The 16405-nt window shown below is 69.3% G+C and carries 19 protein-coding genes; 8 read left to right on the top strand and 11 right to left on the bottom strand.

From position 1 onward, the window contains the following. The first annotated feature begins 143 nt into the window (after window positions 1-143). Together SGCZBJ_RS02240 and SGCZBJ_RS02235 are read left to right on the top strand one after the other, a co-directional pair. Window positions 144-992, top strand: coding sequence for a pyridoxal kinase (locus SGCZBJ_RS02240; protein ID WP_101716410.1), 849 nt, complete (start codon window positions 144-146; stop codon window positions 990-992). Further along, on the top strand, window positions 992-1189 hold the full coding sequence (locus SGCZBJ_RS02235; RefSeq protein ID WP_101716409.1) for a hypothetical protein: 198 nt from the start codon (window positions 992-994) through the stop codon (window positions 1187-1189). Before SGCZBJ_RS02240 ends, SGCZBJ_RS02235 begins: the two co-directional genes overlap by 1 nt. 7 nt (window positions 1190-1196) lie before the next feature. On the opposite strand, the gene SGCZBJ_RS02230 is transcribed toward SGCZBJ_RS02235, so the two are convergent. After that, window positions 1197-2108 (bottom strand): 2-hydroxyacid dehydrogenase, encoded by a 912-nt coding sequence (locus SGCZBJ_RS02230; protein WP_101716408.1) that lies wholly within the window; start codon window positions 2106-2108, stop codon window positions 1197-1199. A 72-nt stretch (window positions 2109-2180) separates the two neighbouring features. On the opposite strand from SGCZBJ_RS02230, the gene SGCZBJ_RS02225 reads away from it, so the two are divergent. Continuing rightward, entirely contained in the window at window positions 2181-3320 is a 1140-nt protein-coding gene (locus SGCZBJ_RS02225) for a serine hydrolase domain-containing protein (protein WP_101716407.1), read from the top strand. Between the two features lie 168 nt (window positions 3321-3488). Here the strand turns inward: SGCZBJ_RS02225 and SGCZBJ_RS02220 are convergent, their stop codons facing one another. The 3 genes from SGCZBJ_RS02220 to SGCZBJ_RS02210 all read right to left on the bottom strand — a co-directional run bounded on the left by SGCZBJ_RS02220 (window position 3489) and on the right by SGCZBJ_RS02210 (window position 6028). Then, the gene (locus SGCZBJ_RS02220; protein ID WP_101716406.1) at window positions 3489-3818 is read right to left on the bottom strand and encodes a hypothetical protein; all 330 of its coding nucleotides are present in this window, start codon (window positions 3816-3818) and stop codon (window positions 3489-3491) included. A gap of 111 nt (window positions 3819-3929) precedes the next feature. Continuing rightward, complete coding sequence (rarD, locus tag SGCZBJ_RS02215) at window positions 3930-4847, bottom strand: EamA family transporter RarD (RefSeq protein ID WP_101716405.1); 918 nt, start codon at window positions 4845-4847, stop codon at window positions 3930-3932. A gap of 152 nt (window positions 4848-4999) precedes the next feature. Further along, window positions 5000-6028, bottom strand: coding sequence for an aspartate-semialdehyde dehydrogenase (locus SGCZBJ_RS02210; protein ID WP_101716404.1), 1029 nt, complete (start codon window positions 6026-6028; stop codon window positions 5000-5002). Between the two features lie 227 nt (window positions 6029-6255). Here SGCZBJ_RS02210 and SGCZBJ_RS02205 point away from each other — a divergent pair, with 227 nt between their 5' ends. Further along, window positions 6256-7506, top strand: coding sequence for a UbiH/UbiF/VisC/COQ6 family ubiquinone biosynthesis hydroxylase (locus tag SGCZBJ_RS02205; RefSeq protein WP_101716403.1), 1251 nt, complete (start codon window positions 6256-6258; stop codon window positions 7504-7506). Between the two features lie 126 nt (window positions 7507-7632). Here the strand turns inward: SGCZBJ_RS02205 and SGCZBJ_RS02200 are convergent, their stop codons facing one another. Continuing rightward, the gene (locus SGCZBJ_RS02200; RefSeq protein ID WP_058348402.1) at window positions 7633-7839 is read right to left on the bottom strand and encodes a Trm112 family protein; all 207 of its coding nucleotides are present in this window, start codon (window positions 7837-7839) and stop codon (window positions 7633-7635) included. Window positions 7840-7947: 108 nt separating this feature from the next. On the opposite strand from SGCZBJ_RS02200, the gene SGCZBJ_RS02195 reads away from it, so the two are divergent. Beyond that, a complete protein-coding gene (locus SGCZBJ_RS02195; protein ID WP_101716402.1) occupies window positions 7948-8352 on the top strand; it encodes a hypothetical protein in 405 nt (134 codons plus the stop codon). 84 nt (window positions 8353-8436) lie between these two features. After that, on the top strand, window positions 8437-8829 hold the full coding sequence (locus tag SGCZBJ_RS02190; protein ID WP_101716401.1) for a DUF805 domain-containing protein: 393 nt from the start codon (window positions 8437-8439) through the stop codon (window positions 8827-8829). Window positions 8830-8833: 4 nt separating this feature from the next. Here SGCZBJ_RS02190 and SGCZBJ_RS02185 read toward each other — a convergent pair whose 3' ends face one another. After that, window positions 8834-9490, bottom strand: a complete 657-nt coding sequence (locus SGCZBJ_RS02185; RefSeq protein WP_101716400.1) for an LON peptidase substrate-binding domain-containing protein — start codon at window positions 9488-9490, stop codon at window positions 8834-8836. 58 nt (window positions 9491-9548) lie between these two features. Then, the gene (trxA, locus tag SGCZBJ_RS02180; RefSeq protein ID WP_101716399.1) at window positions 9549-10457 is read right to left on the bottom strand and encodes a thioredoxin; all 909 of its coding nucleotides are present in this window, start codon (window positions 10455-10457) and stop codon (window positions 9549-9551) included. Between the two features lie 150 nt (window positions 10458-10607). Between trxA and SGCZBJ_RS02175 the strand changes: the two genes are divergently transcribed. After that, entirely contained in the window at window positions 10608-11060 is a 453-nt protein-coding gene (locus SGCZBJ_RS02175; RefSeq protein ID WP_133149167.1) for a hypothetical protein, read from the top strand. A gap of 12 nt (window positions 11061-11072) precedes the next feature. On the opposite strand, the gene SGCZBJ_RS02170 is transcribed toward SGCZBJ_RS02175, so the two are convergent. Then, complete coding sequence (locus SGCZBJ_RS02170; RefSeq protein WP_101716397.1) at window positions 11073-11579, bottom strand: prolyl-tRNA synthetase associated domain-containing protein; 507 nt, start codon at window positions 11577-11579, stop codon at window positions 11073-11075. Between the two features lie 74 nt (window positions 11580-11653). Next, window positions 11654-12346 (bottom strand): YiaD family glycine zipper/OmpA-like lipoprotein, encoded by a 693-nt coding sequence (locus SGCZBJ_RS02165; protein ID WP_101716396.1) that lies wholly within the window; start codon window positions 12344-12346, stop codon window positions 11654-11656. 166 nt (window positions 12347-12512) lie between these two features. Between SGCZBJ_RS02165 and SGCZBJ_RS02160 the strand changes: the two genes are divergently transcribed. After that, window positions 12513-13448 carry an isopenicillin N synthase family dioxygenase gene (locus SGCZBJ_RS02160; RefSeq protein ID WP_101716395.1) on the top strand — a complete coding sequence of 312 codons (936 nt, stop codon included), beginning with the start codon at window positions 12513-12515 and terminating at the stop codon, window positions 13446-13448. 79 nt (window positions 13449-13527) lie between these two features. Here the strand turns inward: SGCZBJ_RS02160 and SGCZBJ_RS02155 are convergent, their stop codons facing one another. Then, window positions 13528-15396, bottom strand: coding sequence for a pilus assembly protein TadG-related protein (locus tag SGCZBJ_RS02155; RefSeq protein ID WP_101716394.1), 1869 nt, complete (start codon window positions 15394-15396; stop codon window positions 13528-13530). A 92-nt stretch (window positions 15397-15488) separates the two neighbouring features. After that, window positions 15489-16388, bottom strand: coding sequence for a LysR family transcriptional regulator (locus SGCZBJ_RS02150; protein WP_101716393.1), 900 nt, complete (start codon window positions 16386-16388; stop codon window positions 15489-15491). Window positions 16389-16405: the final 17 nt, after the last annotated feature.

The raw sequence follows: 16405 nt of genomic DNA, 5'->3' as shown, positions 1-16405 counted from the left end.
GATCCGCCGGCAGGCAGAACCCAGGAAAGCCCGCTCTTCGGAGCGGGCTTTTTTGTTGCCTGGACGACAGCGAGACGGCGGCCTCGGTTTTGCCGTCGTGACGCCCTGTTCAAGTTCTGTCGGCTCGGCTAATCGCATTGACCATGCCGCTCGCGCTCCTCATTTCCAGCCACGTCGCCGGCAGCCAGGTCGGCGCCACCGCCCAGGCCGCGGCCCTGACCCAGTTCCGCATCGACACCATGGTCGTGCCGACCGTGCTGTTCGGCCGCCATCCCGGCTGGGGTGTTCCCGGCGGCGCGCCGGTGCCGATCGAGGTGGTCGAGGGCATGCTCGACGGGCTGGAGGCCAACGGCCTGTTCGGCCTGACCGACATCGTCATCACCGGCTATTTCGCCAGCGCCGCCCAGGTCCGCGCGGCCGCCCGGGCCATCGACGCCGTGCGGGCCGCTCCGCGCGACGGGTCCTCGGGCCGCAAGCCGACCATCATCGTCGATCCGACCATGGGCGACGCCGGCAAGGGCCTCTACGTGCCGGCCGAGGTCGCCGACGCCATCGCCGCCGACCTGATCCCGCGCGCCGACATCGTCGCCCCCAACGCCTGGGAACTGCAACGCCTGACCGGGGCCGAGGTGCGCGATCCGGCCGGGGCCGTACGCGCCGCGCGCCTGCTGAACAAGCCGGTGATCGTCTCGTCGGTGCAGCGCGGCAGCGAGATCGGCGTGGTCTATGCCGACCGCAAGGAAGCGTGGCTCGCCGCCCACGCCAAGGCCGAGCGCTCGCCCAGCGGCACCGGCGACCTGCTGACGGCCCTGTTCGCCGCCTCGATCCTGGAAGGCCAGACCCTGTCCTATGGCCTGGCCCGCGCCGTCGGCGGCGTGGCCGAGACCGTCACCGCCGCCAATATCTGGAACGCGCCCGAACTGCCGATCGTGGCCATGGCCGCCCGCATCAAGCAGACCTCCCCGACCGTGCGGATCGAGCGGTTGGCCTGATGAGCATTCCCCATGATCCCCGCGCCGTGAAAAGCCCGCCGCGGGAGGGCTGGAGCTTCACGCTGACCGAGGTCACGGCCGGCATGTATCGGGTGCGGGGCAAGGCCTCCGACGGCCTGGCCATCGAGCGCCATGGCCCGGACGAGGCCGCCTTGCTGGATCAGCTGATCGCGGACGCCTGGAAGCTGGTGGTTTAGGCGCGTCTCAGCCCGAGAAATGCCGCTCTAGGTTCTCCAAGACCAGGGCCGCCATCGCCGCGCGCGCCTCTTCCGTGGCGCTGCCGCGGTGGGGTTGCAGCACCACGTTGTCCATCGTGAGCAGTGCTTCCGGAACGTTCGGCTCGTCCTCGAAGACGTCGAGGCCCGCGCCCGCGATCGTGCCGTCGCTGAGCGCCGCGACCAGGGCCGCCTCGTCGACCACCGAGCCGCGCGCCACATTGACCAGCAGGCCGTCCGGACCCAGGGCCGCCAGCACGTCCGCGTCGACCAGCGGGCCGGCGTCGCCCGGGGTGACCAGGAACAGCACGTTGACCGCCTTCGCGAGCTCCAGCGGGCTGGCTTGGTAGGCGTAGGGGACGCCCTCGACCGGCCGGCGGCTGTGGTAGGCGATCTGGCCCGCGAACGGCGCGGCCATGTCGGCGATGGCCCGGCCGATCTGGCCCAGGCCCAGGATCCCCACCGTGCGCCCTGTCGCCCGCCGCGCCAGGGCCAAGCGCTCTGCCTTCGGCCAGCGGCCTTCGCGCACGTAGCGGTCGACGCTCACCATCCGGCGCGACAGCGACAGCCACAGGCCGATCGCCAGCTCGGCGACATCCTGCGTCAGCACGCCGGGCGTGGTGGTTACGGTCACGCCCCGGGCGGCGGCGACGTCGAGGTCGACCTTGTCGAGGCCGACGCCGTGCACCGCCACGATCTCCAGGGCCGGCAGGCGGGCCCACAGCGCGGCGGGCATGCCCAGGTCGCCGCCGGTGACCACGGCACGGACCGTTTCCGCGACCTGCGCGATCAGCGCGTCCGGATCGGCGGCGCGATAGGGGCGGTGGACGGCATAGGCCGCCTCCAGCCCGGCTTCGAGCTGTGGGGACAGGGCCTTCAGTTGCAGGACGTCGGGCTTCATCGGGGGCTCCGGTTACGCGTTGCACTGTCCTTCGGATGACAAACCCCGGCCTGGCGGGCTAGACGAAACTTCATGAGCCTCGACATCACCGGCGTCTGCCCCGCCCCGTTCGCCCAGGTCTACGAAGCCTTCGAGGCCAATTTCGACCCAGCCTCGCCGGGCGGCGGCGAGCTGGGCGCGCGTTTCACCCTGGCCGTCGACGGCGAGGTGGTGGTCGACCTGATGGCCGGCTATGCGGACCGCAAGCATCAGGTCGCCTTCGGGCCCGACACCCTGACCCCGCTGTTCTCGACCACCAAGGCCATCGCCGCCCTGCTGGTCGCGCGCCTGGTGGACCAGGGCAAGCTGACCTACGACCAGACCGTTGCGTCCGTGTGGCCGGAGTTCGCGCAGGCCGGCAAGCAGGACGTCACCGTCGGCCAGGTGATGTCGCACCAGGACGGCCTGTCGGGCTTCCTCGACGAGGTCGATCCGGCCATCTGGTTCGACTGGCAGGCGACGACCGCCAAGCTGGCGGCCATGGCCCCGCTGTGGCCGATCGGCTCGGCCAGCGGCTACCACCCGGTGACCTTCGGCTTCACGGCCGGCGAGATCTTCCGTCGGGTCGACGGCCGCACCATGGGGACCGCGCTGCGCGAGGACCTGGCCCAGCCGCTGGGCCTCGACATCTGGATCGGCCTGCCCGACAGCGAGCATGCGCGCTGCGCCGACCTGATGCGCCCGACCGCCTTCCCGAAATTCGGCGAGATCAACGACGCGGTGAAGGCCGCCTTCATGACCAAATGGGCCGCGCCCGGCGGTCGCGGCACCGGCGAATGGCGCCGGGCCGAGATCCCCTCGGCCAACGGCCACGCCACCGCCCATTCCCTGGCTCGCCTGATGGGCGCCCTGGCCAGCGGCGGCACGCTGGACGGCGTGAAGATCCTGTCGCCGCAGACGATGGAAAAGGCCCGCGCCGAGCGCATCGCCGGCCAGGACCTCGTCCTGCCCTACCAGATCAGCTGGGGCGCGGGCTTCATGCGCAACACGCCCAACTTCTTCTACGGCCCCACGGCCGACGCCTTCGGCCACTCGGGCTGGGGCGGCAGTTGCGCCTTCGCCGACCCGAAGACCGGGGTCTCGGGCTCGTACGTGATGAACCGCCAGGGCAACGAACTGATCGGCGACCCGCGCGCGGTCAGCCTGATCAAGGCGGCATACGCCAGCTTGTAGGTTCACACCCTATCCGCCCGTCATTCCCGCCCTCGTGGCGGGAACCCCTCTATCAGCCGCAAGGGCAGACGGGGCGGCGTGCTCAGCACGCCGCTGGTGCTTCACGTGCGAGCGGACCCAGGGCTTCCCGCCACGAGGGCGGGAATGACGGGAGGTATGGGAGAGAGCCTACAGCCCCAGCCGCCCCCGCAGCCGCTCGGCCACCGCCCCCAGGGTGATGGTCGACAGGGCCTCCTGCACCGGCAGCGGCACGCCTTCCGGGGCGGCCTGCACGAGCTTGGCCGTGAAGTCGGTGATGGCGGTGATGTGCTGCGCCAGGTGGTCGACCGTGTGCAGTTCCTGCATCACGGCCAGGCGGGATTCCGGCGGGGTGTTCTCGAGGATCTTGCCCAGGGCGCTGTCCAGGTGGCCGCAGGCCTCGGCGGCCAATGACATCTCGACCGACAGAGCCTCGAGCACGGCGGCCAGATCGGGCGTGGTGATGGTTTCCGTGGACATGGTTCCCCCAGCATTAAGTCTGTCGGCATACCTGACGCAGCGCGTCTTGCCGCCGGCTTAAGGGTCGGCGGCGGTGCGACAAATTGACCAACGTTTATCGACCGTGACGGTTCAGCTCGCCGCGGCGACGCTCCGCGTGCGCTTCCAGGCGCCGTAGGCGAAGGCGGCCACGCCCAGCCAGATGAACACGAACGACAGCGCCCGCAGCGGCGTGAAGGCCTCGCCCAGGAACACGCCCAGCAGGAACTGCAAGGTGGGGGCGATGAATTGCAGGAAGCCCATGGCGCTCAGCGGCAGGCGGCGGGCCGACCAGGCGAACAGGGCCAGCGGCACGACGGTGGCGGGGCCGGCGGCCAGCAGCAGGATCGCCGTGCGGGCGTCCTGGGTGAAGTGCCCGGCCCCGGTCGATTGCAGATGCCAGACATAGAGCAGGCCGGGAATGGCCAGGTAGGCGCACTCGATGAACAGGCCCGTCTGGGCGTCGGCCTTCACCTGCTTCTTGAGGATCGCATAGATGCAGAAGCTCAAGGCCAGGCCCAGCGACACCAGCGGCAGGTGGCCAAGCGCGATGGTCTGGATGGCCACGCCGACGGCGGCCAGGCCGATGGCGACCTTGCCCTCGGTGCTCATCCGCTCGCGGAACAGCAGGGCGCCGGCCGCCATGTTCATCAGCGGGTTGATGTAGTAGCCGAGGCTGGCCTCGATCACCCGGCCGGCGTTCACCGCCAGCACGTAGATCGTCCAGTTGCCGAAGATCGCCAGGGTCGACAGCAGCAGGATCCCCAGCGTCTTGGGCTGGCGCAGCACCTGCGCCACCTGGCCGCCCTGGCGGGCCAGCAGCACCAGTCCGCCGGCCCAGATCACCGACCACAGAGTTCGGTGGGCGATCATCTCGAACGAGGTGACTCCCATGATCGACAGGGTGTGGAAATAGAGGGGCAGGAAGCCCCAGAGCAGATAACAGCCGACGCCGGCGAGATAGGCCGAACGCGCGTCGTTGTTCGCACTGCCGATGGTACTGGGAGGCATGGACCGCACCTTTCGCGGAGGGATCTGACAGATAGGGATCCCGGCGTCCGACCACATCTTGCGGGCCCGCGTCGCTGAAGGGTGCGAAGTATCGCCGAAAGGCGGTTCCCGTCGTCCCTCCGCTGGCGGAAGGACGACGGGGAGGTCGTTCTTTAGGCCGGCGTCTTCTGCTTGATCAGGCCCTTGTCGTGCAGCAGCTGGGCGATCTGCACGGCGTTCAGGGCCGCGCCTTTGCGCAGGTTGTCTGCGACGCACCAGAGGGCGATGCCGTGCTCGACGGTCGGGTCCTTGCGGATGCGCGACACGTAGACCGGGAACTCGCCCTGGCTTTCCTTCGGCGTGATGTAGCCGCCGTTCTCGCGCTTATCGACCACCACGATCCCTTCGGCGTCGCGCAGGATCTCGCGGGCGTCGTCCTCGTCCAGCGGGCCGGTGAACTCGATGTTGACCGACTCCGAGTGGCCCACCATCACCGGCACGCGCACGCAGGTGGCGACCAGCTGGATGGCCGGATCCAGGATCTTCTGGGTCTCGACGGTCATCTTCCACTCTTCCTTGGTGAAGCCGTCGTCCATGAAGACGTCGATGTGGGGGATGACGTTGAAGGCGATCTGCTTGGTGAACTTCTTGGGCTCGGGCGCGCCCAGGACGAAGACGCCCTTGGTCTGGTCCCACAGCTCGTCCATGCCTTCCTTGCCCGCGCCGGAAACCGACTGGTAGGTCGACACCACCACGCGCTTGATCGGCACCTCGTCGTGCAGCGGCTTCAGCGCCACCACCAGCTGGGCGGTCGAGCAGTTGGGGTTGGCGATGATGTTCTTGGGGATGCTGTTGACGGCGTCCGGGTTCACTTCCGGCACCACCAGCGGCACGTCCGGGTCCATCCGGAAGTGACTGGAGTTGTCGATGACGATCGGACCGGCCGCGCCGATCTTCTCGCCCCAGGCGGCCGAGATCGAGCCGCCGGCGCTCATCAGCACGATGTCGACCTTCGAGAAGTCGAACTGCTCGAGGTCCTCGCACTTGATGATCTGGCTGCCGAACGAGACCTCGGTGCCGATGGATTTGCGCGAGGCGATGGCGTGCATCTTCTCCACGGGGAATTTCACTTCCTCGAGGATGTTGAACATCTCGCGGCCCACGTTGCCCGTGGCGCCGACCACGGCGACCCGGTAACCCATCGCAGTCTCCAATCTTTCAGCCCCGACAAGGGGAAATGCGCCGTCCCGTTACGCCTCGTAACGCAGGTAGGCAAGGGCATGGATTTCCAAAGGTGGCGGCGAATAGCCGCGCACGGAGGAAAAATCTTGCTTTGCCCTATATGGGGAGGCTGGAGCGGCTCCCTAAGGGCCTGTCGGACGCTTCGTCCAACTGGACAGCGAGCCCGGCGCGGGCGCATACCCACGCCATGCGCAAGCACGACGCCGACGTCATCATCGCCGGGGCCGGCATGGCCGGAACCACCCTGGCGCTCGCCCTCGCTTCCGGCGGCGTCAGGCCGCTGCTGGTCGACCCGCAGCCCTTCGACGCCCAGCTGGCGCCGACCTTCGACGGCCGCTCTTCAGCCATTGCGTACTCGTCGTTCCGCCAGTGGCGGGCGATCGGCGCCGGCGAGGCCCTGGCGCCCCACGCCCAGCGCATCGAGCAGATCCTGGTCACCGACGGCAAGGCGCCGGGCGCGGCCTCGGGCAAGCCGTCGCCCTTCTTCCTGCGCTTCGACAGCGGCGAGATCGCCGACCGCTCGGAAGGCGAGCCCCTGGGCTACCTGATCGAGAACCGCCAGATCCGCGCGGCCCTGTCGAAGACGGCGTTGGACAAGGGCCTGGAGGTCATCGCTCCGGCCGGTGCGGCGGGGCTCGAGGTCGACGCCTCGGGCGCGCGCGTCACGCTCACCGACGGCCGGGTGCTGAGCGCGCCGCTGGCGGTCAGCGCCGAAGGGCGCAACTCGGCGCTGCGCAAGGCCGCGGGCATCGGCGACATCGGCTGGGGCTATGGCCAGAGCGGCGTCGTCGCCACGGTGAAGATGCAGCACCCGCACGAGGGCGTGGCGCATGAATATTTCCTGCCCAGCGGCCCGTTCGCCATCCTGCCGCTGACCGACAACCGCGCCAGCCTGGTCTGGACCGAGAGCACTGCGCGCGGCGAGGCCCTGCGCCACGCCAGCCCCGAAGCTTTCCACGCCCACCTGATGCGCCGGTTCGGCGACTTCCTGGGTGAAGTCGAGATGGCCGGGCCGGTGTTCGTCTATCCGCTGTCGCTGTCGCTGGCCGAGCGTCTGGTCGCCCCGCGCCTGGCCTTGATCGGCGACGCCGCCCACGGGGTGCACCCGATCGCCGGCCAGGGCCTGAACCTTGGCCTCAAGGACGCCGCGGCCCTGGCCGAGGTGGTGGTCGAGGCGATCCGCAACGGCGAGGACATCGGCGCCGAGGCGACGCTGGAGCGCTACGCCCGCTGGCGCCGGTTCGACAATGTCACCAACGCCCTGGCCTTTGACGGCTTCGTGCGGCTGTTTTCGAACGACAATCCGCTGCTGCGCGTGGCGCGGGGCGTCGGCATGGCGGCGGTCAACCGCATCGCGCCGGCGCGCCGGTTCTTCATGCACGAAGCCGGCGGCGGCGTGGGCGACCTGCCGAAATTGTTACGCGGGGCGTCTCTGTAAGGCCGTACGTGGTCCTCGTCCTTCGACAAGCTCAGGATGAGGACGAGTTCAGGCGCGGCGTCTGACCGAAAACCTCATCCTGAGCTTGTCGAAGGATAAGGTTTTCGCCACGCCGTGAGAGGCGGGCTACTCCCCGTCAGCCAGGCTGCGGGCTTCTTCGGGCAGCATGATCGGCACGCCGTCGCGGATCGGGTAGGCCAGCTTGGCCGTGTGGCTGACCAGCTCGCCGCGGGCGCGGTCATAGAACAGCGGCGCGCGGGTCACCGGGCAGACCAGCACCTCCAGCAGGCGCGGATCGACGTCGACGGGCGGGGGCGGAGGAGCGGCGGTCATGGCGCTGTTCTAGAGCCGGGAGGCCGATAGGGAAAGCCCCGCCGCCGGAACCTCTCGCGCGGGCTCGCGGTTGTCGCAGAAGCGATAACAACGATCTCGGATAGCGACATGACCGCCATCGAACGGACCTTCCTTGCCGCCGCCGTGGCCACCAGCACCCTGACCCTGGCCGCCTGCGGCTCCATGGGAGGCGGAGTGGGCGGCGAAAACGCCTACAGCCCGCGGCTCTCGACGGGGGCCAGCGACGAGAAGGCCTTCGCCAGCACCTTTGTCTCGTGCCGCGACGAGGTGCGGGCGGGCAAGACCAGCGGCTTCAAGGTGCATCCGGCCAGCGCCACGGCCCGCGACCTGCAACGGGGGCCCACCGGCCTGGTGCTCAAGGTTCCGTACGACAAGGCCAAGGGCTCCAAGGGCGTGCGGGCCGCGCTGGACGAGCGGCACAAGGCCGCCATGGGGCAGTGCCTGTCCGAAAACGGCTACCAGGTGGCCGCCTGGGATGCAGTGAAGCCCTAAAAGGCGGCCTTCGCCCACAGGACCTTTTCACCGCGCTCCGTTTCGCTACCATGGGTGGTGTTCAGCGGAGGGCTCGCGATATCGATGTTCAAGGCGCTGATCCGGTTCGCTGACTTCAAGGGCCGGTCGGACCGGTCGGAGTTCCTGCAATTCCTGCTGCTGTCCCTGACCCTGGCGCTGCTGCCCAGCTATGTCTGGAGCATGGCCTGGGGGCTGGCCGACGGCCTGCGGGGCCTGCCGCCCCACAAGCCGGCCTCGCTGCTGCCCTATGTCGGCCTGTTCCTGGCGATCCCGGCGTTGTCGGTGACCATCCGCCGCCTGCACGACATCGACCGCAGCGGCTGGTGGCTGCTGCTCAATCTCGTGCCGGGCGGGACCGCCGTGCTGATCGTTTTCGTCCTGCAGGACGGTACGGCGGGCGACAACCGCTTCGGGCGGCCGCAGCCCAAGGCCGACGGCGCGGCCGCCGCGGCCTGACGCTCTACTGCACCGAGGGCGGCTCGTCGTCGTCCTGGGCGGCGTCGATCTCCAGCAGCGCCACCAGGGTGCTGCGGCGGTCGGCGATGGTGCGGGCCTCCAGCAGGGCCTGCTTCTCCAGCGGGTCGAACGGCAGGGCCATGGCCAGGCTGTTGATCAGGGCGTCGGACGGCGCGGCCTGGGCCTCGCTCCAGTCGATGGCCAGGCCCCGGTGGTCTAGATAGCGGCGCAGGGCGTTGAGCAGCGGGGCTGCGTCGCCGACCGCTTCCTGCTGGTCCTCGCGCAGGTCGAGATCGAAGGGCGTGAAGTCGGCCCGCACCTGGCGATAGGGCGTGCGCGCCGGCAGCTCCTCGCCAAGGCGGAACCGCGCCACGCCCGTCAGGGTGATCAGATAGCGGCCGTCGCTGGTCTCGGCGAAGCTGGTCACCCGGCCGGCGCAGCCGATCGGGGCCAGGGCCGGCCGGGTGATGTCGCCGCCCGGCCGGGTCTGGACCATGCCGATCATGCGCTCGCCCGACATGGCGTCGTCGAGCATGTTGAGATAGCGCGGCTCGAAGATGTTCAGCGGCAGCTGGCCGCCGGGAAGCAACAGCGCCCCGTCCAATGGGAACACGGGGATCACCAGCGGCAGGTCGAGGGTCTTCCGGTATACGCCCGGCATGGCGGCCTCCTTGACTGGGTGTTCTGAACGCTTGTCCCGGCGAACGGGTCCTTGAAACCTAGCTGAACAGGATCGACGACAGGCGCTTGCGCCCCTGCTTGGCGACTTCCGAGGTCGGGCCGGCGGCCTCGAACACGGTCAGCAGCTGCTTGCGGGCGGCGTCGTCGTTCCAGGTCCGGTCGCGCTGGATGATGGTCAGCAGGTGGTCGCAGGCCGCGTCCAGCTGGCCGGCGCCGGCCAAGGCCTTGGCCAGTTCCAGCCGGGCTTCGTGGTCGTCGGCGTCGGCGGCCAGGCGTTGTTCGAAGGCGGCGGTCTCGGACGGAGCCGCTTGGGCCAGCTTCAAGGCGGCGCGCACGCTTTCCAGGTCCGGGTCCTTGGCGTTGGCCGGGGCCATGTCGGCGATCTCGGCCGCGCGCTCCAGGTCGCCGCCGGCCAGGTGGACGCGGGCCAGGCCGCCCAGCGCCTTGATGTTGTCGGGCTCCATCTGCAGCACCTGGGCGAAGGCCTGGGCCGCGCCGCCCAGGTCCTCGACGTCCAGGCTCTCCTTGGCCATGGCCAGCAGCTCGTCCACGGCGCCGGCCTCGGGCGGGCCCGAGATGCGGTCGACGAACTGCTGGATCTGGCTTTCGGGCAGGGCGCCCTGGAAGCCGTCCACCGGCTGGCCGTCGACGAAGGCGTAGACGGTGGGGATCGACTGCACGCGCAGCTGGCCTGCGAAGCCCGGGTTCTTGTCGACGTCGATCTTGACCAGCTTCACCGCGCCCTTGGCGGCGGTGACCACCTTTTCCAGCGCCGGGGTCAGCTGGCGGCAGGGGCCGCACCAGGTGGCCCAGAAGTCGACGATGACCGGCTGGGTCTTCGAGGCCTCGATGACGTCGGCCATGAAGCTGGCGTCGGTCCCGTCCTTGATGTGTTCGCTCTTGCCGCCGGCCGGGATGGGGGCCGGCTTTTCACCGATCAGGGACATGACTGCTTCTTCTCTCGTGCGCGGACGCTCAGCGCCGCAAGATGGTCCTTGGCGAGGCGGTTCGCAATCGGCGGCTGCGGCTTCTTGCCCCGAAGGCGTTTGGCGGCGATGGTGCGCGCCGCCCGTCCGGGGCGTTCCACCAGGATCCACATGGCCCGTCGTCTTCCGCTCCGTCTGTCCTTGAGCCTGCTCGGGGCGGCGGCGTCCTGCCTAGCCGGGCAGGCGTCGGCGGCGGAGAAGCCGGCAGCGTGCGAGCCCCTCTACGCCTTCATCGGCTCCACCCCTGCGGCCGACAGCCACGAGGCGGTGTTCTTCTGGCCCGCCGACGAGGCCGACGGCCAGGCCTACATGTACGCGGTCCTGGCCGGCTCGCCCTCGACGCCCGACGAGGCGCGCACGCTCCTGTGGGAGGGCTACGCCCAGGCGACGCACACGGTGGAGCTGGAAAAGATGGCCAAGACCCTGACCGACTGCCTGGCGGCGCCGGCGGGCCGCAAGCTGACGGCGCTGCGTCCGGCGACCGTGGACGTCGACTGCACCGGCGAGCCGACGGTCCGGGCTCGCGGGGCGTGCCTGCGGTTCCGGGTCGGGCCCCAGCGCTAGAAAAAGAGGGCCTTAGCCGACGACGGCCATCGCCTCGAAGTCGACGATCATCGGCTCGACGCCCAGGGCGGCCAGGAACCGGCGGAAGCCCGCCTGGCTGACGGCGGTGGTGGCGTCGTTCTTCAGCGGGTGGAAGTTCACCGGATCGGCCTGCGCCAGGGCCTTGTCGAGCACGAAGCGGATCCTGCGGTTTTCGTCGTTGATCAGGCCGAAGGCGGTGACTGAGCCGGGCGTGACGCCCAGCGTCTCGACCATCATCGCCTCGGGGCCGAACGACAGCCGGCCCGAGCCGATCACGTGATGCAGCTTCTTCAGGTCGATCGCCGTCTCGCCGAGCGCCGAGATCAGCCACAGCTGGCCCTTGGCGTCCTTGAGGAACAGGTTCTTGGTGTGGCCGCCGGGCAGGGCCTTCTTGATCTCCAGCCCTTCCTCGACGCGGAACACCGGCGGATGGTCGAGGGTGGCGTGGTCGACATCGTGGGCGTCGAAGAAGGCGATGAGGTCGGCGCGGGTCTTCATGGGCCCTGTAAAACGAAAGGCGGAGCGGCTGGTCAAGCCGCCCCGCCCGCTTTGAAGGCGATATCTCGCGCCGCTTACTGGGTCAGCGGGCGCAGGATGATCTCGACCCGGCGGTTCTGGGCGCGGCCCTCGGCGGTGTCGTTGGAGGCGATCGGCTGGCGCTCGCCCTGGCCGGCCACGAACACGCGGTCGGGCAGCACGCGGCCGGGGCCGGTCAAATAGCCCGCCACCGAGCCGGCGCGGCGCTCCGACAGGGCCTGGTTGTAGTCGTCCGGACCGGTGCTGTCGGCGTGGCCCACCACGTCGATGGTGGTCTGGGGATAGGCGTTCAGGGTGCGCGCGACGTCGTCGAGCACGCGGGTGAACTGCGGCTGCACGTCCGACTTGTCGACGGCGAAGGTCACGTCGCTGGGCATGACCAGCACGATCTGGTCGCCGTTGCGGCGGATCATCACGCCCGAGCCTTCCAGGCTGCGGCGGAAGTCGGCCTGCTGGCGGTCCATGTAGTTGCCGACCGCGCCGCCGGCCAGGGCGCCGATGCCGGCGCCGATCAGGGCGTTCTTGCGGCCCTGCTCGCCCTTGTTGGTGTTGGTCAGGTAGCCCAGCAGGGCGCCGCCGGCTGCGCCGGCCAAGGCGCCGGTGCCGGTGTTGTTGCGCACCGGCATGCCGGTGTACGGGTCGGTGGTGGTGCAGGCCGTCATCGCGCCGGCGCCGATCAGCAGGGCGCCGAAGGCGGCGGCGCGGAACGCGGTCTTCTTGGTCGTCATGGCCAGGTCCTGTCGTTGTGCATGCCCAAGGTAAACTCAAGCCGGGCAAACGCGCCCGTTTATAGTCAAGTTCCGACAATCCGGATGAGCGGGGGATGAACGGCCTTCGTTCCGCCGCCTGTTGGGTGTAGTAAGGCCCGTCTTACTAATCCCGCGAAGGCCAAACGTGTCCGCATCCGCCATCGAGCCCATCTCGTTCACCCTCTACAGCAAGGACTTCCCGCGCTTCGCCCAGGAGCTGGGCGCCTCGTTCGAGCGCTATGGCTTTGCTGTCCTGTCGGAGTACGACCTGCCGCAGGACCGTATCGATGCGGCCATTTCCGACACCAAGGCCTTCTTCGCCCTGCCGGTCGAGACCAAGAAGCAGTACGCCGGGGTCAAGGGCGGCGCGCGCGGCTACATCCCGTTCGGCGTCGAAACCGCCAAGGGCGCCACGCACTACGACCTGAAGGAATTCTGGCACATGGGCCGCGACCTGCCGCCCGGCCACCGCTTCCGCGCCACCATGGCCGACAACGTCTGGCCGGCCGAGATCCCGGCCTTCAAGCACGACGTCAGCTGGCTCTACAACGCGCTCGACAGCATGGGCGGCAAGGTGCTGGAGGCGATCGCCACCTACCTGAAGCTCGACCGCGAGTTCTTCAAGCCGACCGTCGAGAACGGCAACAGCGTGCTGCGCCTGCTGCACTATCCGCCGATCCCGCAGGACGCCACCGGCGTGCGCGCCGGCGCCCACGGCGACATCAACACCATCACGCTTCTGCTCGGCGCCGAGGAGGGTGGTCTCGAGCTGCTCGACCGCAACGGCGAGTGGCTGCCGATCAACCCGCCCCCGGGCTGTATCGTCATCAACATCGGCGACATGCTCGAGCGCCTGACCAACCACGTCCTGCCCTCGACCATCCACCGCGTGCAGAACCCGCCGGCCGAGCGCCGCCACCTGCCGCGCTACTCGACGCCGTTCTTCCTGCACTTCGCGTCGGACTACGAGATCAAGACCCTGCCCAACTGCGTGACCGACGAGAACCCGGACCGCTATCCGGAATCGATCACCGCCGACGAGTTCCTCCAGCAGCGCCTGCGCGAGATCAAGCTGGCCTGATCCGGCCCGCTGCTCCTGAAAACGACGAAGGCCCCGTCCTCGCGGACGGGGCCTTTTTCATGCTGGTCTCGCAGCGTCGCTACTTGGCGATGCGCAGGGCCGAGATCTCCTGGGCGATCGACTTGAAGGCCGTTTTCAGCTCGCCGCCGGTGGCCGGGAAATAGGCCTGGCTGGTCTTGGTGGCGCAGGTCGTCAGCATCGACTTGGCGGTGGAGTCGACGTCGAAGCCGACCGTGAAGATGATGACGTTCTTGGCCTTGATCTTGGTGCACAGCTCCTTGGCCTGTGCCGTGGCGTCGCCGTTGGTGGCGTTGCAGTTGATGTGGTCGGAGGCCGAGCCCGAGCCCGAGCCGGCGTTGGCGGCGATCACGCCCTTGCAATAGGGGGTGTTGAAGGCGCCGTCGGTCATCATCACGACGATCTTCATGGTCTCGGCCGCGCCATAGGCGGCCGGCTTCTGGCTGTTGCTGGGCCACAGGTAGGCGAAGTTCGGCGACACCATGTACCAGCCCCAGGCCAGGCCGATCTGGCCGGCGGTCGAGCCGCCGTCGTCCAGCGCCGAGATCTGGTTCTTGAGCACCGTGCGGTCGGAGGTCAGCGGGGTGATCTTCGGCGCCGGGCAGGGGTTGCTCGAGGCCGGGTAGTTGCGGCCGACCAGGGCGGTGGTCGGGGCGTCGTCGGTATAGGCGTAGGTCCCGGTGCGCTCGGTGACGCAGGTGCTGATCGCCAGGGTCTTGGCGCTGCTGCTGGCGTTGGTGAAGTTCAGGTTGGCGCAGCTGATGTCGCTGCGCGAGGTGCTCTGGCAGGTCGCCGTGCCGTTGGCGCCGGCGGTGGTGGTGACATAGTTCGTGCTGGCCGTGGGCGACAGGTTGCTGGTCATGGCCAGGCCCGAGACCGCCGTGATGGTGGGGGTGGCGCTGTTCAGCGTCGTCAGGCCCGTGATCCCGGTCAGCTTCAGCTGGTCGCCGGTCTGGAAGACATGGCTGGCCTTGCTGGTGAAGACGAAGGTGCAGCTGGAATTCAGGCACTTGTAGACCGAGCCGCTGGAGCCGGCGGTGACCGACGTGCCCGACTGGTTGGCGCCGGTGAACTTGGTGGTCGAGCCGACCGCGGTCACCTTCAGCACCTTGCCGTTCATGCTGCTCTGGTTGGAGCCGAACACCATGGCGTAGTCGTTGACCGCCAGGCCGTGCGCGGTCGAGGTGGTGACCACGGGCGAGGTCGTGTTGCCGGTGAAGCTCGACACCGTCTTGGTCACGCCGGTGTTCCAGGCCGCTGTGGCCAGGGCCGAGCTCGGGATCGCGCCGCGCACGGCGTCGGCATAGGTGTCGACATTGACGCCCATCGAGTAGGGCACGATGGCGACCTTGGAATAGTAGGGCTCCTGGATGTCCTGCACGACGATGTCCACCAGGTCGGTGGCGGCCGTCCTCAGGTCGCTGATGCGCGTGCCGGCCATCGAGCCGGTGATGTCGAGCACCAGGGCGATCTCGAGGTTGTTGGCGGCGCGCACCACCACCGACTGGGCGCCGACCGTCAGCTTGTCCTTGCCGATCAGGCCCAGGATGATCGGGTCGAAGGTGTAGCTGGCGGAGCCGGTCACCTGCTTGCCGTTGGTCGAGCCGACGAAGCTGGCGGTGGTCGCGGCCTGGCCCAGCTCGGCCGTCAGGGCGGCCTTGCCCAGGGTGGTGAGCGTGGCGGTGTCGGTGGCGGTCGAGCGGGCCGCGATCAGGGTGGCCGCGTCCAGGGAGTCCTGCAGGCGCCGGCGCTCGACGCTCATGCGGCTCAGGTCGAAGACGCCAAACACCAGCAGGCAGAGCGGGATCAGGCCCAGGGCCACCCAGACGGCGAGGGCGCCGCGCCGGTCGGACCGGAACCCGCGCAGGCGGGCAGCGGCGCGGACGAGCGCCCCGCCCAGGCGGGCGGCGGTGCGGCTGCGGACGATCATCGGCGGTGGCCCCTCGTTCTTTCGCGCCGAGCATGGCAGGCGACGGTGAACAGGCGGCAAACGCGCCGAAAATTGAGATTTCCGGGGAAGGTTCAGGTTTCCTGCCGCCGGGCGCGGATGAAGTCGATGAAGGCCCGCAGCGGCGCGGGCATGTGGCGGCGGCTGGGATAGTAGAGGAAGGGGCCCTCGAAGGGCGGGTTCCAGTCCTCCAGGATCGGCACGAGGCGGCCCGCGGCCACCGACGCCGCAAGGAAGCCCTCGAAACTGGCGATCACGCCCAGGCCCTCCTCGGCGGCCCGCAACTCCAGCTCCATCGACGAGGAGATCAGGGGGCCGTCGGGGGCGATGCGCACGATCTCGCCGTCCTTCTCGAATTCCATGACGATGATCGCGCCGCTCGAGAACCGGTGGCGGATGCAGGGCAGCGACAACAGGTCGCGCGGATGGCGCGGCGTGCCGTGCCGCGCCAGGAAGTCGGGCGAGGCGGCCGCCTGGTAGCGCTGCGGACCCGACAGCGGCACGGCGATCATGTCCTTCTCCAGCCGCTCGCCATAGCGCACCCCGGCGTCGGCCCCGGCCGCCAGCACGTCGACGAAATCGTCCTCGGCGGTGATCTCCAGGGTGATCCCGGGATTGGCCTTCAGGAACGGGCCGACGATGTCGGGCAGGACCAGGCGCGCCACCACGATGGGCACGTTCAGCTTCAAGGTTCCGGTCGGGCTGTCGCGGAACTGGTTCACCGCGTCCAGCGCCCCGGCCACGTCGGCCAGGGCCGGCGCCAGGCGTTCCAGCAGCCGTTCGCCCGCCTCGGTGGGGGTGACGCTGCGGGTGGTGCGGTTGAGCAGCCGCACGCCCAGCGCCGTCTCCAGACGCCGCACCGCCTCGCTCAGCGACGAGGGCGACACGCCACGCACCACCGCCGCGCCGCGAAAGCTGCGGGCCCGGGCCACGGCGGCGAAGGCGTCGAGATCGGCGAGGACGGGGCCGGCCATTGTGCGAAATTCCAAAC

The organism is Caulobacter zeae (assembly GCF_002858925.1).
GTDB classification, from domain to species: domain Bacteria; phylum Pseudomonadota; class Alphaproteobacteria; order Caulobacterales; family Caulobacteraceae; genus Caulobacter; species Caulobacter zeae.
This window is presented reverse-complemented; position numbering and strand designations above follow the sequence as displayed.